The sequence below is a fragment of the Pseudomonas baetica genome (assembly GCF_051216495.1).
GTDB lineage: Bacteria > Pseudomonadota > Gammaproteobacteria > Pseudomonadales > Pseudomonadaceae > Aquipseudomonas > Aquipseudomonas baetica_B.
In genome coordinates, this window is the sequence record NZ_JBPKAM010000062.1 from 25,348 (window position 1) to 38,870 (window position 13,523).

A 13,523-nucleotide genomic window follows, 5' to 3' on the forward strand; every position below is an offset into this window, starting at 1 on the left:
CATTAATTGAGTGATGGCGACCTATGGTTCCGCCCTTACGGCGAGTCACTTGGAAGAGCCCCAAGTAACCAAGGGCTCTTGCCCCTTTCGTTCGGTGCCTCGCTTAGGCTCGGCATACCCTCGCTCCGGTCCTGCTCCGTGGGCCCGCCGCCATCGGCCATCCATGGCCGGGGGCGGCTAAACCGGCATCCATGCCGGTTTGCCCACTGCGCAGAACCTCCACTCGGCCTCTCGATGGGGCAAGAAGATCAAAAGCCAAAGCAAAAGCGAGGCGGCCTGACAGCCGACCTGGCTTTCGCGGATGTACCCAATCCCCTTGTGGGAGCTGGCTTGCCAGCGATGGATGTTCAGACACCGCGTTCATTCAGACAGCCTGCGTTTTAGTTGACGACCATCGCAGGCAAGCCAGCTCCCACAGGGGAATGCGTTCACTTGAGGCTAGGTCGGCTGTCAGGCCGCCTCGCTTTGGCTTTTGATCTGGGCGTCCCGTTGAACCACGATGGCCGAACGCAGGCATTGGTCCGTGGGTAAACCGGCAGGACGCCGGTTTAGCCGCGCTGGGCCAGGGATGGCCGATGGCGGCGGGCCCACGGAGCAATGCCGGAGTGAGGGCATGCCGAGCCTAAGCGAGGCACCGAGTGGTGGGGCAAGAGCCTTTTGGTTACTTTTGGGCTCCTTTCAAAAGTGACTCGCCGTAAGGGCGAAACCATAAGTGGCCGTTACCGAGGCAACGGATATGTACACCACCTACGCCCGTGAAGCCTCTTTCAGATTTACCTGCAAGGAAGCACCCGTCACCGCTGTAGGCGCAAACACCATCTCAACCTTCTCCTCCACTACCTCCCCATTCAACGCCTTATGCATCTTCACCGTATCCAACGCCCCCACCCACTTCGCAATCGCCATGGTCCCCACCCCATTGCCAATGGTATTGGTGATCGCCCGCGCCTCCGACATGAAACGATCCACCCCCAGCAACAACACCATCCCCGCCACCGGAATCGTCCCGAGAGACGACAACGTCGCCGCCAAAATGATGAACCCGGAGCCAGTAACACCCGCCGAACCCTTGGAGGTGAACATCAATACCGCCAGCACGATCAATTGATCGGTCAGGGTCAGCGGCGTGTTGGTCGCCTGGGCAATGAAGATCGCAGCGATGGTGTAATAAATCGCCTGCCCATCCGGATTGAAGGTCAAGCCTGAGGGAATGATCATCCCGGCCACGGGTTTGGACACACCGGCCTTTTCCATTTTGGAAATCATCTGCGGCAACACCGACTCCGAAGAGCTGGTGCCCAGCACGGTGAACAGTTCTTCCTTGATGAACTTGAGGAATTTCCACAGGCTGAATCCGCTGTAGCGGCAGATCGGGCCGAGGACGAAAATCACGAACACTGCGCAGGTCAGGTACACGCAGGCCATCAGCTTGCCCAGGGAGAACAGCGAACCAAAACCGTACTTGCCGATGGTGAACGCAATGGCGCCGAAGGCACCGATCGGGGCCAGGCGCATGACCATGTTGACGATGCGGAACATGCCCTGCATCAGGCTGTCGAGGGTGTCGACAAAGGCTTTGCCCCGAGGCCCTACATGGGCCAGGGCGATGCCTAGCAGTATGGAAAACAGCAGGATTTGCAGCACGTTGCCCTTGGCGAAGGCATCGACAATGGTGTCGGGAATGATGTTCATGACGAAGTCCATGAACGAGGCGTGCTTGCCTGCCGTGGTGTAGGTGGCGATGCTCGCGGTGTCCAGCGTCGCGACATCGATGTTCATGCCGGCGCCGGGTTTGAACACGTCGACCACCACCAGACCAACGACGAGCGCCAAGGTCGACACCACTTCGAAATACAACAGTGCGCGAAAGCCGACCCGGCCCAGCTCCTTCATGTTTTCCATGCGCGCGATGCCGGTGACCACGGTCAGGAAGATCACCGGAGCCAGGAGCATCTTGATCAGTTTGATGAAGGCATCGCCCAAGGGTTTGAGCGCGGCGCCGGTCTCTGGAACGAAGACCCCGACGAGAGCGCCGAGGATCACCGCGATGAGGACTTGTACGTAGAGTTTGCCGAATATTCTTTTCATGACAGGGCCCTGATTTTTTATTGTTGTCAGGAAATGCCAAGGGGTCGGACACACGGGCCCGCCCCTCGGCGTTGTGCCGCAGTACTACTTTGAATCGCAGGGAAAGATCAGCGGTTGATCAGCGCAATCACCGCATCGGTGATCTGCCGCGTGGTGGCGTTGCCGCCCAGGTCCGGGGTGTGCAAACCGCTTTCGGTGACGGCTTCGATGGCCGACATCAATTGTTTGGCTGCCCCGCGCTCGCCCAGGTGTTCGAGCATCATGGCGGCGGTCCAGAACGTTGCGATCGGGTTGGCCACGCCTTTGCCGGTGATGTCGAAAGCCGAGCCGTGGATCGGTTCGAACATCGACGGAAATTTTCGCGACGGGTTGAGGTTGGCGGTCGGCGCGATGCCCAGGCTGCCGGACAGCGCGGCGGCCAGGTCGGAGAGGATGTCGGCATGCAGGTTGGTGGCGACGATTACGTCCAGGGTCGACGGTTTGAGCACCATGCGCGTGGTCACGGCGTCCACCAGTTCCTTGTCGACTTTCACGTCCGGGAAGTCCTTGGCCACTTCGTAGAAAATCTCGTCCCACAGCACCATGCCGTGACGCTGGGCGTTGGACTTGGTGACCATGGTCAGGTGTTTGCGCGGACGGCTCTGCGCCAGTTCGAAGGCGAAGCGGTGAATGCGCTCGACCCCGGCCCGGGTGAAGACCGAGACTTCGGTGGCCACCTCCTCTGGCAGGCCACGGTGCACACGACCGCCGTTGCCGGAGTACTCGCCTTCGGAGTTTTCCCGCACCACCACCCAGTCAATTTGATCGCCGTTGTGCAGCGGGCTTTTCACCCCTGGCAATACGCGGGCCGGACGCACGTTGGCGTACTGGTCGAAACCCTGGCAGATCGGCAGGCGCAGGCCCCAAAGTGAAATGTGATCCGGTACGTTGAGCGCACCGACCGCACCGAAGAAAATCGCGTCGAAGGTTTTCAGTTCTTCCAGGCCACCTTCGGGAATGTAGTAGCCGTTCTTGAGGTAGCTGTCGGAGTTCCAGTCGAAGTGTTTGAAGTCCAGGGCGAAGCCGGATTTTTTCGACAGGGCTTGCAGCACCTCCACGCCGGCGGCGATCACTTCCACACCGATACCGTCACCTGGCACTGCTGCGATTTTGTATGCGCTCATTGCTGACTCCACTCTCGCTGATTTCTTGTTGTTCCCGTCGAACCGGACTGTTCAGGCGGGGTGTGAGCGGAGTATATGTAGTGAACAAATAGGTGTGAGTTCCTCAAAATCACTACATAAATAACTTTGAGTTACGAATGAGCCAGACCCTGGATTTATCGTTTTTCTACCTGTTGGCCAACAAAGGCAGCCTCGCGGCGACCGCCCGGGAGCTAGGCATCACCCCGCCGGCGGTGAGCAAACGCCTGACGGCGCTGGAAGCCCGTCTCGGCATTCGTTTGGTCAACCGCACCACGCGCTCGATGAGCCTGACGTCCGAAGGCGAGCTGTATTTCTCCCAGGCGGCACGGATCCTTACCCAAATCAACGAGCTGGAGCAGTTGGTCAGCAGCAGCCGGGCGACGCCCAAGGGACTGATTCGAGTCAATGCGTCCCTCGGCTTTGGCCGCCGCCACATCGGCCCTGCCCTGGCGGCGTTCTACGCCAAGTATCCCGAGGTGGAAATCCAGTTGGAGATCAGCGACCACCCGCTGGACCTGGCTACCCACGGTTTCGATCTGGGGATTCGTTTCGGCACCTTACCGGATGCTGCTTTCCATGCGCGCAAGATTGCTTCCAACCGCCGTTTGCTATGCGCCTCGCCGCTGTACCTGGACAAATACGGCACTCCGCAGAAACTGAGCGATCTGCAAAACCACAACTGCATTTTCATTCGGCAAAACGAGTCGCCCTATGGCGTGTGGAGCTTCACCAACGGCGGACACACCGACAACATCAAGGTACACGGCGCCCTGGGCTGCAACGATGGCGAGGTGGCCCTGAACTGGGCGCTGGAGGGGTACGGGATTTTGCTGCGGGCCGAATGGGACATCGCCCGCTACGTGCGCAGCGGTCGCCTGCGCCTGGTGCTGGAGGACCAGACGCCCACCCGTGCCGACGTGTATGCGGTGTATCCGCAACAACTGCATTTGTCAGCACGGGTGCGCAGCCTGATCGACTTTCTGATCGATCGCTTCAAGCACATCGACAATGTCGAGGACAGTTGACGCTGCCGAGTGTCTTACTGGCTCAGTGCGCGGCTGCGTTTGACCACTGCGGTGCAGCGAGTGTGTTCTCGCGCTTGGCCCACTGAGTCAGTGCCAGCATCGTCAAGAAGCCCAGTACGATCAGCACCGGATACGCCATCAGCAGCTCGGACAGCGAGTACTTCCAGGCCAGCGGGCGACCGACACCGAGCATGGCAGCGTACATCCAGGACACCGCCGACAACGAGCCACAGAACAGCGCCATCATCCGCGCGCTGAAACCGAGGTTGAGCAGCGAGCCGGCCTTTTGCAGGGCAGGCAATACCAGGCGATGCAGCAGGATCCCGTTGTAGGTCAGCATCATGACAATGATGACCTTGGCCTGGAGCTTGGGATTGCTGAAGTACTGCATACCCTTGTCCAGGTAATCGATGCCGATGATGGCAGCTCCCGTCACCCACAGCGCGATCAATGCCCATACGACAGAACGCTGAAGGCTTTCCATGTGCGCGTGATCGTGGTCGGTGAATGCCTTGCGTTTCAACATGTCCCTGACCATTGCGATATCACTGGTCAACACCAGGCCGATCGCCACGCAACAGGCGACCAAATGGACGTACACAACGCCCAGTCGTGCAAACTCCATGAATTCTTTATGTTCGATCAGGCTCATGATTGTATTTATCGCCACGGGTAATATCTCCACCTTATTCGATAGTACAGATAGGCCAATCAACAGAGTTCTTATGTGCGGTGACTCTGAATGACCTTGCTCATACAAGAAAACGAACAATAGATTAGTTATATAGTTCCTATTGCTCCCATCAGTGAATCAATACAGCTTACTTACTTCCTCTCATTTTATTTGGTAAAAAAAATCCCCATTTGCATTCAATGCATATGAGGTTCGAATCCCGCTTCTTCGTTTGCTACCAGGTGCAGCTCGTCAATACGACGTACTGGTAATAGGAGGACCTCAGGCCTGAAATGTTCACTTTTCAACCACACTACCGACAAACGGTCGACGGTGCGAGAGGCAATGATTTCGGGAGCAAACCTCCCATTGCCCTGTCAACGCCCATTCCAACTGAGCTGCTTGGCTTAGATGACAATCCAGATCGACCATTGGATCCACTAGTTGAACCGACACACATAACTGCGAGCAACTTTCGTTTACTCCAGCCAAACTAAAACAGTCATACTATTTTTCGAGATTGGATCCTCACTAGAAGGCCTGCCCAGCACAAGTGCATACAATCCTTGTACGACAAACCGACTATCTATTGAGTCACTCACAAGAAGTTCAAACAGAACAATATGGGTCCTGACGACACTGTTTTCGATACAGGTCGCCAGGTCCTGGTTAGTTCAACTCAGACGAGTTTCACTACTACATTAATGTTGTTGCGAGTGGCTTTCGAATAGGGGCAATACTTGTGTCCGGTATCGACCAGTTTCTGTGCCGTCTCACGATCCAGCCCTGGCAGACTGACATTAAGACGGGCCTGTAACAGGTAGCCGCCTTCATTGGTGCCCAGGTCGACTTCAGTGTCGACGGCCACATCCTTGGGTAGTGCAACCTTCAGCTCCTTGGCCGCAACACCCATGGCGCCAATGAAACAGGCAGACCAACCGGCGGCGAACAGCTGTTCCGGATTGGTGCCGCCGCCATTGGTGCCCGGAGAAGACAGTTTCACATCCAGAATACCGTCCGAACTGCGGGATGCGCCGTCCCGCCCGCCCGTGGTGTGGGTTTTGGCGGTGTACAGTACTTTGTCGAGCTGGGTCATGATGATCTCCTGATTGATTGGGGTTGTTATGCAATGTCAGGTGAATCAGAAAAACGGCCTTCCGGCCTGATGCCGGTCATTCAATATAGACGGCGCTGATTAGTCGGGTACCCGATCCGACAAAGGTCACCTCGCGCATTCTTCCGGATCTGGCAAGGACCTGTGGGAGCGAGCCTGCTCGCGAAGGGGTCAGGTCCGTCAACATTCATGTGAATGACACACCGCTTTCGCGAGCAGCCTCGCTCCCACAGGGAAACGCGAACAGCGTTACCGAAAAAATGGATATGCCCCCAACCCCAGCCCAACCTTCACTTACGCGCCAACTTATATTTCAAACAATCATCATAAAAACTCGCCCGAACCGCCGCCGGCTTGATCCGTGTCGGACTGTCATACGTCTGCTCGGTAATCCCCAACGCCATCATCCGCATCCACGGCTTGGAAAACTTGTACGCCTGGATTTTCTGCCGCGCCGCATAAAGCGAAACCCCGGACAACTTCAGCTCCTGTGCCCTGCCCGCCGTCCCCGCCCCCCAACTGCACACATAACGATCATTGTCCTTCAATTCCTTCGCCTGGGCCGACACAGCAAGACCCGCAACGCCGACCGAAATCAACGCGATCCTTATAATGCGCATGTGCTTTGCACCCTAACCGTCTGAAAATAAAACGATTCTGGCGAGAAGCGAGCAAGTCGGGGGCCAGCAAAATGCCTTATTTGAAAAACCCCATTCCATGTCAATCGGCGAAAACCGATTTCTTGCGACATTTCAATACTTTGCTATAGCTATGGCTCACTTCGGCAACTCAAAGAGGCAAGGGAATGTCAGTCGCAAAAAAAATGAGCGTGGGGCAACTGACCATGTTGACCGCCGTGAACATGTTGGGCTCAGGCATTGTGCTACTACCGTCGAAACTGGCGGAAGTCGGGGGTATCTCCATTCTTTCCTGGCTGGTCACCGCCACCGGATCCCTCGCACTGGCCTATGCCTTTGCCCGTTGCGGGATGCTCAGCCGCAAAACCGGCGGCATGGGCGGTTACGCCGAATACACTTTCGGCAAGGCCGGTAACTACCTGACCAACTACACCTATGGCTTGTCGTTGCTGATTGCCAACGTGGCGATCAGCATCACGGCGGTCGGCTACACCCAGGAATTATTTCATGTCGAACTGAATTCGCTGCAAGTCGGACTGGCAACCATCGCGCTGCTATGGATCACCACCTTCGCCAACTTCGGTGGTGCGCGGATTACCGGACGAATCGGCGCCGTCACGGTCTGGGGGGTGATTGCGCCGGTGGTGCTGGTGTCCACCGTCGGCTGGTTCTGGTTCGACAGCAGCGTCTACGCCGCAGGGTGGAACCCCCACAACAAAGGCTGGTTCGAAGCGGCTAACGCGTCGGTGGCGATCACCCTGTGGGCGTTCCTGGGCCTGGAGTCGGCTTGCGCCAACACCGATGCGGTAGAAAACCCGGAAAAGAACGTGCCGATTGCAGTTCTCGGGGGCACCCTCGGCGCAGCGGTGATCTACATCGTGTCCACCAACGTCATCGCCGGCATCGTCGACAACCCGGAACTGGCCGCCTCAACCGCCCCTTTCGGGCTGGTCTTCGCCAAGATGTTCACCCCTCTGGTCGGTGACATTGTCATGGGCCTTATGGTGCTGGCGTGCATCGGTTCCCTACTGGGTTGGCAGTTCACCATCGCCCAGGTCTACAAAAGCTCGGCAGACACCGGTTATTTCCTGTCGATCTTCGCCAAGGTCAACAAGGCCGGCACGCCGATTGTCGGCATGCTGGTGTTGCTGGCCGCGCAGACGGCGCTTGGCCTGCTGACCATCAGCCCGGACCTGAGCAAGCAATTCGACACCCTGGTCAATCTCGCGGTGGTCACCAACCTGGTGCCGTACATCCTGTCCATGGCCGCCTTGATGACCCTGCAAAAAGTCTCGAACGTGCCCGCCGGCAAAGCGTTGGTCACCAACATCGTTGCCTGGGTCGCGGCGGCCTACAGCTACCTGGCGCTCTACAGTTCCGGCGAGCAAGCGCTGATGCTGGGCGGCGTGGCGACCATCTTCGGCTACACGATCTTCGGCTTCGTCAACAACCGCCTGATCCGCCTCGAAGCCATCAATAACAGCGTGCCGACGCAAACCGTCGCCGCGCAACACATGACCGGCGAACCGGTGCCGCTCTACCGCTTGAAGAAAGCAAAACGGGAGATTCAATCATGACGGAACATTCACGTACCCTCGGGATGCTGGCGCTGCTGGTCAGCAATCCACCGGACAATCGCACGGGTTTCGGGCGGGCGCTGGATCAGTTGGTCACGGATGTGGAAGAACGCGCCATCCGCGTACTGACCTCGGACAACTTGAGCGACGCCACATCGATCCTGCGGTCTGACCCGGCCATTCAATGCCTGCTGCTCAGTTGGGAAATGGACGACAGCGAAGGTCACGGGCAATGCCTCGAACTGCTGAAAAGCCTGCGCGAACGCAACACCCGCGTGCCGGTGTTCTTGATCAGCGACCGCAGTGCCGCGTCAAATATTCCACTGCAAGTCATGCAGCACGCCGATGACTTCATGTCGCTGCCCGAAGACACCAGCCGCTTCCTCAGCGGGCGCATCCTGGCGGCCATCGAGCGCTATCGACAGGCCGCGCTGCCACCGATGTTCGGCGCGCTGGTGAAGTTTTCCAACACCTATGAGTATTCCTGGCACACCCCCGGCCATGCCGGTGGCACAGCGTTTCTGAAGAGCCCCGCCGGGCGTGCGTTCTATGAGTTCTTCGGGGAAAACCTGCTGCGTTCCGACCTGTCGATTTCCGTCGGCGAACTCGGATCGCTGCTCGATCACAGTGGCCCCATCGGCCAGGGCGAGCGCTACGCCGCCAAGGTGTTCGGCGCCCATCGCACCTACTACGTGACCAACGGTTCATCGACTTCCAACCGCGTTATCCTCATGGCCAGCGTCACGCGCAATCAGATCGCCCTGTGCGATCGCAATTGCCACAAGTCCGCCGAACACGCGATGACCCTCTCAGGGGCCATCCCGACCTACCTGGTGCCGACGCGCAACCGCTACGGCATCATCGGCCCGATCCTGCCGCAAACACTGAGCGCTGCCAGCGTGAAAGCGGCCATTGCCGAGAACCCGCTGGTCAACGCCGGCATCGATCCGACGCCGGTCCACGCCATCATCACCAACTCCACCTACGACGGTCTGACCTACAACGTCACACGCGTTGAGGAGCTGCTGGGCCAGAGCGTCGACCGTCTGCATTTCGACGAAGCCTGGTACGGTTATGCGCGGTTCAACCCGCTGTACACCGGTCGCCACGCCATGCATGGCAGCCCGGACGATCACGACGATTCGAAGCCGACCGTGTTCGCCACCCAATCGACCCACAAGCTGCTGGCGGCGCTGTCCCAGGCGTCGATGATCCACGTGCGCAACGGTCGCAACCCGATCGATCACGACCGCTTCAACGAGTCGTTCATGATGCACGCCTCGACCTCGCCCAACTACGCGATCATGGCCTCCTGCGACGTCAGCTCGGCGATGATGGAAGCGCCCGGCGGGCAGATCCTCACCGGCGAATCCATCGAAGAAGCCATCGCCTTCCGCCAGGTCATCTCCCGCATGCACGAGGAGATGGCCAGCAGGGACGACTGGTTCTTCACGTGCTGGCAACCGCCCTCCGTACAGGTTGGCGACACCCGGGTACCGTTCCATGAAGTGGACCCTGGACTGTTGAAAGCCGAGCCTGATTGCTGGGTGCTTCACCCGAACGAGGTGTGGCACGGTTTCGGCGACATCGAAGAAGACTATTGCATGCTCGACCCGATCAAGGTCTCGGTGCTCAGCCCCGGCATGGGCGACGATGGCAACCTGCTCGATGGGGGCATACCGGCGTGCGTGCTCTCGGCGTACCTGGGGCGCCAGGGCATCGTCGTGGAAAAAACCACCGACTTCACCCTGCTGTTCCTGTTCTCCATCGGCATCACCAAGGGCAAATGGGGCACGCTGGTCAATGCCCTGCTCGACTTCAAGCGCGACTACGACAACAACCTCGAACTGGAACTGAGCCTGCCGGACCTGCTGGCCGCCAACCAGTCCCGCTACGCCGGCATGGGCCTCAAGGACCTGGCCGACGAGATCTTCGCCGCCATGAAGCAACACAAGACCACCTCGGCCATGGCCCAGGCGTTCGGCCTGCTGCCGCAAGCCGTGTTCAGCCCGGTGGAGGCCTACGAGAAACTGGTGCGCAACGACATCGAACGGGTCACCCTGGAAGAAGCCGCCGGACGCATCGTCGCCACCGGCATCGTGCCGTATCCACCGGGCATCCCGCTGCTGATGCCGGGTGAGAACGCCGGGCCCGCGAATGGTCCGCTGCTGGCCTACCTCAAGGCACTGGAAGCGTTCGACAGGTCCTTCCCCGGCTTCACCCATGACACCCATGGGATCGAAGCCGAGGGCGGGATATATCGGATGCTGGTGTTGAAATAACAGGCCCCCCACACAACCACTGTGGGAGCGAGCCTGCTCGCGAATGCAGAGTATCAGTCACCATTGATGTTGCCTGACACAACGCCTTCGCGAGCAGGCTCGCTCCCACCTGGGATCTCCTTCTGGATTGGATCGCCTTCAGTCCAATGCCTATGGGCAAATTCGATCACAGCGCTCTATGATTGAATCCCATGACAACCTCTGCTCCGATCCGCCAACCCTGCCCGCCCGGTGCCTGCGATTGCGGGCGTGACCCGTTGCTGGAAACACCGGGTGCGGACGTGCGCATCCTGTTTCTGACCCGAAACGAAGAAAAGCGCCTGATCGAGCGCCTGGAAAACCTGTCGAGCTTCCAGGACCTGGAGCACCTGCAACGGCGGATGTACGAGCAACTGGGCATCCGCGTCGACATCGTCCCCAGTTTCAACGAAGTGCGCACCATGCGCGGTATCGGCATTTACGTCGGCGACCAGCCGGGGCTGTGCCGCAAAACCCGCGCATCGATCCCGGCCGCGATCCGCCGCGCCATGGAGAAGCGCCCGGAAATCGCCTACGACGTGCTCAACGCCAACGACCTGTTGCGGAATGCATGATGAAACCCGTCCTCGAATTCCCCCTCACCGACGAGATACTCACCTCCTTCGCACTGGCGATCGGCCCGGACCTGCAGGGCTATCGCAATCACATCTATCGGGTGCTGAATTTCTATTGCGCATTGCGCGGTACCGAAACTCTGCCCAGTGAAGCCTTGCAGATCGCCGCGGCATTCCACGATCTGGGCATCTGGACCGACAACACCCTCGACTACCTGCCACCCTCGGTGCGCCTGGTCACGGACTACCTCGACAGCCGGCAACGGGGTGAACTCAAGGACGAAGTCAGTGCATTGATCCTGGAGCACCACAAGGTGCGCGTGTATCACTCGGTATACGCGCTCACCGTAGAGCCTTTCCGGCGAGCCGACCTGATCGATGTATCCCTTGGACTGGTGCGCTTCGGCCTGCCCCGGGACTTCATCAAAACCGTGCAAACGGCCTTTCCCGATCACGGTTTTCACGGGATGCTGATGAAACTTTCCGCCAGACAATTCATTCGCTCCCCGCTGCATCCGCTGCCCATGTTTCGCTGGTGAGATGGCCATCCCTTTCCATGGCTGAAAATGCCCCCGCTCAAAACAGACTGTATTGCCGAGGCTATGAATGAAAAGCCTTCTCATTTATATTTGCTATCGTTCTACCTCGTCTCAGGTCTGTCATGCCCTTCGATCCTGTGAAACCCTCGCTGATCAACACGCTGGTGCGTCACTACGACGAACTGGTCGACCATGTTCGTCGACGTTTCGGTGATCGGGGGTTTGCCCGGGAAGTGGTGCATGACGTCTGCGTGCAGTTGCTGGAAAAACGCGAAAAGGACAACGTCCACACGCCCTTGGCATTGCTGCGCAAGATTTCTCACGATCAGGCGGTGAGCCGGTATCGCAGTGAACGGCGGCGCCAGGCCTGGGTCGTGGCTTTGCCCGAATTGCCCCAGGCCGAAGTGGCCACGCGAATGGGCATTTCCCTGAAGACCGTGGAAAAGCACCTGCGCCTGGGCCTGGCCGCTTGCCGTGCCCATCTTGAGCGCGTGGCCTGTGATGAACCGGAGCCTGCCCAGTGAGCCGATTGCCTGCCCAAACGCCCTTGTCCCGGGAAGAAGAAGCCCTGGCGCGTCACCGCGAAGCGCTGCGCAATCGCTTTCCGATGCCCACCCCTACCCCGCGCAAACCGCGCAAGGCTCTCGGCGTCAAAGCATTGCTGGTCTTGCTCGGTGTGGGTTTGGCCTGGTTCGACCCGCCTTATAAGAGTGAGCAATTCCACACCGTGATCGGCGAGCGCCGGGCGGTGAAACTGGCCGATGGCAGCCGCATGACCCTCGACAGCGACAGCCGGGTGACCGTCGCCTGGCATCTGCGTTCACGCCGGGTGCAACTGCAAACCGGGCAGGCGTTGTTCGACGTGTCCAAAACCCTGATACGCCCCTTCCAAGTCGATGCCGGTGTCGCACAGATCAATGTACTGGGCACGCTGTTCAGTGTCAGCCATCTCGATGACGCGGTGCGGGTGACGCTGGTGCGCGGTGCCGTCAGTATCAACGACACCACCGAGGCCGCGCACACCGTGCAATTGGTGCCGGGCCAGCAGGTCGAAGTGCGCCAGAAAATTCTGCAATCACCCATGACGGTCGACACCGACGCCGCCATTGCCTGGAAAGACAGCCGGCTGATCTTCGAGCGCACTCCACTGGCCGAAGCTTTGGCGCAGATACAGCGCTACCGCAAACCGGCGATTGTCCTCGATGACCCGAGCCTGGCCAGCCTGCCGATCAGCGGCGTGTTCGATAACCGCAACGTCGAGGACTTGCTGAACCTGCTGCCGAGCATTCTGCCGCTGAGCCTGAGCACCGAGTTCGATGGCACGTTGCATGTGCGGCGCAAGGTGGTGAAGAAGTAGTTTTTTAAAGCTGCCTGGTTACAGGGAATGGGAACGGGTGAATATCCATTTCTGCGGTAACGGCGACTGACGGTTTCGCTCTTACAGCGAGTCCCTTTTTCAAACGCCGGAGTGCCGGCCCAGCAAAAAGGAACCAAAAGGCTTCGCCCCGGCGTACGGCACCTCGCTGAGGCTCGGTGTTCCCTCGCTACGGTGTCCATCAGGGGGCATCGCCTACGGTTTGCTTCGCTGCACCTCCTCTCGATGTGTGCGGCTTCGCCGCACGGCGCTGCGCGCCTACCCCCCTGATGAACACCTCCGCTCGGCCTGCCGAAGGGGCGAAAGATCAAAAGCCAGATCAAAAGCCAAAGCCAAAGCCAAAGCACATCGGGGACACCTGTAGGAGCGAGCCTGCTCGCGATGAACGAAAGAACACCGCTGGGTGTCAGGCTGCCAGCGTTATCGTTGACGACC

12 protein-coding genes are annotated in these 13,523 nt (G+C 59.0%); 7 read left to right on the forward strand and 5 right to left on the reverse strand.

Going from position 1 to position 13,523, the window contains the following annotated elements:
* Positions 1–747: 747 nt before the first annotated feature.
* Both ACSFE6_RS20810 and ACSFE6_RS20815 read right to left on the reverse strand, forming a co-directional pair.
* Positions 748–2,088, reverse strand: a complete 1,341-nt coding sequence (locus tag ACSFE6_RS20810; protein ID WP_435429343.1) for a dicarboxylate/amino acid:cation symporter — start codon at positions 2,086–2,088, stop codon at positions 748–750.
* A gap of 107 nt (positions 2,089–2,195) precedes the next feature.
* Positions 2,196–3,251 carry a tartrate dehydrogenase gene (locus ACSFE6_RS20815; RefSeq protein ID WP_435429344.1) on the reverse strand — a complete coding sequence of 352 codons (1,056 nt, stop codon included), beginning with the start codon at positions 3,249–3,251 and terminating at the stop codon, positions 2,196–2,198.
* A gap of 137 nt (positions 3,252–3,388) precedes the next feature.
* Between ACSFE6_RS20815 and ACSFE6_RS20820 the strand changes: the two genes are divergently transcribed.
* Entirely contained in the window at positions 3,389–4,297 is a 909-nt protein-coding gene (locus ACSFE6_RS20820; protein ID WP_435429345.1) for a LysR family transcriptional regulator, read from the forward strand.
* A gap of 22 nt (positions 4,298–4,319) precedes the next feature.
* On the opposite strand, the gene ACSFE6_RS20825 is transcribed toward ACSFE6_RS20820, so the two are convergent.
* From ACSFE6_RS20825 to ACSFE6_RS20835, 3 genes are all read right to left on the reverse strand, one after another.
* The gene (locus ACSFE6_RS20825) at positions 4,320–4,967 is read right to left on the reverse strand and encodes a hypothetical protein (RefSeq protein ID WP_435429346.1); all 648 of its coding nucleotides are present in this window, start codon (positions 4,965–4,967) and stop codon (positions 4,320–4,322) included.
* A 682-nt stretch (positions 4,968–5,649) separates the two neighbouring features.
* Entirely contained in the window at positions 5,650–6,066 is a 417-nt protein-coding gene (locus ACSFE6_RS20830) for an organic hydroperoxide resistance protein (RefSeq protein WP_095193531.1), read from the reverse strand.
* Positions 6,067–6,374: 308 nt separating this feature from the next.
* Positions 6,375–6,704 (reverse strand): hypothetical protein, encoded by a 330-nt coding sequence (locus ACSFE6_RS20835; RefSeq protein WP_435429347.1) that lies wholly within the window; start codon positions 6,702–6,704, stop codon positions 6,375–6,377.
* Between the two features lie 185 nt (positions 6,705–6,889).
* Between ACSFE6_RS20835 and potE the strand changes: the two genes are divergently transcribed.
* The 6 genes from potE to ACSFE6_RS20865 all read left to right on the forward strand — a co-directional run bounded on the left by potE (position 6,890) and on the right by ACSFE6_RS20865 (position 13,070).
* Positions 6,890–8,299, forward strand: coding sequence for a putrescine-ornithine antiporter (gene potE, locus ACSFE6_RS20840; RefSeq protein ID WP_435429348.1), 1,410 nt, complete (start codon positions 6,890–6,892; stop codon positions 8,297–8,299).
* Positions 8,296–10,581: an Orn/Lys/Arg decarboxylase N-terminal domain-containing protein gene (locus ACSFE6_RS20845; RefSeq protein ID WP_435429349.1), complete on the forward strand. Its 2,286-nt coding sequence runs from the start codon at positions 8,296–8,298 to the stop codon at positions 10,579–10,581. Before potE ends, ACSFE6_RS20845 begins: the two co-directional genes overlap by 4 nt.
* A 191-nt stretch (positions 10,582–10,772) precedes the next feature.
* On the forward strand, positions 10,773–11,174 hold the full coding sequence (locus ACSFE6_RS20850) for a hypothetical protein (protein ID WP_435429350.1): 402 nt from the start codon (positions 10,773–10,775) through the stop codon (positions 11,172–11,174).
* Positions 11,174–11,713 (forward strand): phosphohydrolase, encoded by a 540-nt coding sequence (locus tag ACSFE6_RS20855; protein ID WP_435429351.1) that lies wholly within the window; start codon positions 11,174–11,176, stop codon positions 11,711–11,713. The genes ACSFE6_RS20850 and ACSFE6_RS20855 overlap by 1 nt, the downstream gene beginning before the upstream one ends.
* Before the next feature lie 122 nt (positions 11,714–11,835).
* Entirely contained in the window at positions 11,836–12,237 is a 402-nt protein-coding gene (locus tag ACSFE6_RS20860) for an RNA polymerase sigma factor (RefSeq protein ID WP_435429352.1), read from the forward strand.
* Entirely contained in the window at positions 12,234–13,070 is an 837-nt protein-coding gene (locus ACSFE6_RS20865; RefSeq protein WP_435429353.1) for a FecR family protein, read from the forward strand. The genes ACSFE6_RS20860 and ACSFE6_RS20865 overlap by 4 nt, the downstream gene beginning before the upstream one ends.
* Positions 13,071–13,523 lie beyond the last annotated feature (453 nt).

What these genes read in the sequence shown, in the direction of transcription:
- ACSFE6_RS20810 (WP_435429343.1), bottom strand. Translation starts at nt 2,088, where the DNA reads ATGAAAAGAATATTCGGCAAACTCTACGTACAAGTCCTCATCGCGGTG.
- ACSFE6_RS20815 (WP_435429344.1), bottom strand. Translation starts at nt 3,251, where the DNA reads ATGAGCGCATACAAAATCGCAGCAGTGCCAGGTGACGGTATCGGTGTG.
- ACSFE6_RS20820 (WP_435429345.1), top strand. Translation starts at nt 3,389, where the DNA reads ATGAGCCAGACCCTGGATTTATCGTTTTTCTACCTGTTGGCCAACAAA.
- ACSFE6_RS20830 (WP_095193531.1), bottom strand. Translation starts at nt 6,066, where the DNA reads ATGACCCAGCTCGACAAAGTACTGTACACCGCCAAAACCCACACCACG.
- ACSFE6_RS20835 (WP_435429347.1), bottom strand. Translation starts at nt 6,704, where the DNA reads ATGCGCATTATAAGGATCGCGTTGATTTCGGTCGGCGTTGCGGGTCTT.
- potE (WP_435429348.1), top strand. Translation starts at nt 6,890, where the DNA reads ATGTCAGTCGCAAAAAAAATGAGCGTGGGGCAACTGACCATGTTGACC.
- ACSFE6_RS20845 (WP_435429349.1), top strand. Translation starts at nt 8,296, where the DNA reads ATGACGGAACATTCACGTACCCTCGGGATGCTGGCGCTGCTGGTCAGC.
- ACSFE6_RS20850 (WP_435429350.1), top strand. Translation starts at nt 10,773, where the DNA reads ATGACAACCTCTGCTCCGATCCGCCAACCCTGCCCGCCCGGTGCCTGC.
- ACSFE6_RS20855 (WP_435429351.1), top strand. Translation starts at nt 11,174, where the DNA reads ATGAAACCCGTCCTCGAATTCCCCCTCACCGACGAGATACTCACCTCC.
- ACSFE6_RS20860 (WP_435429352.1), top strand. Translation starts at nt 11,836, where the DNA reads ATGCCCTTCGATCCTGTGAAACCCTCGCTGATCAACACGCTGGTGCGT.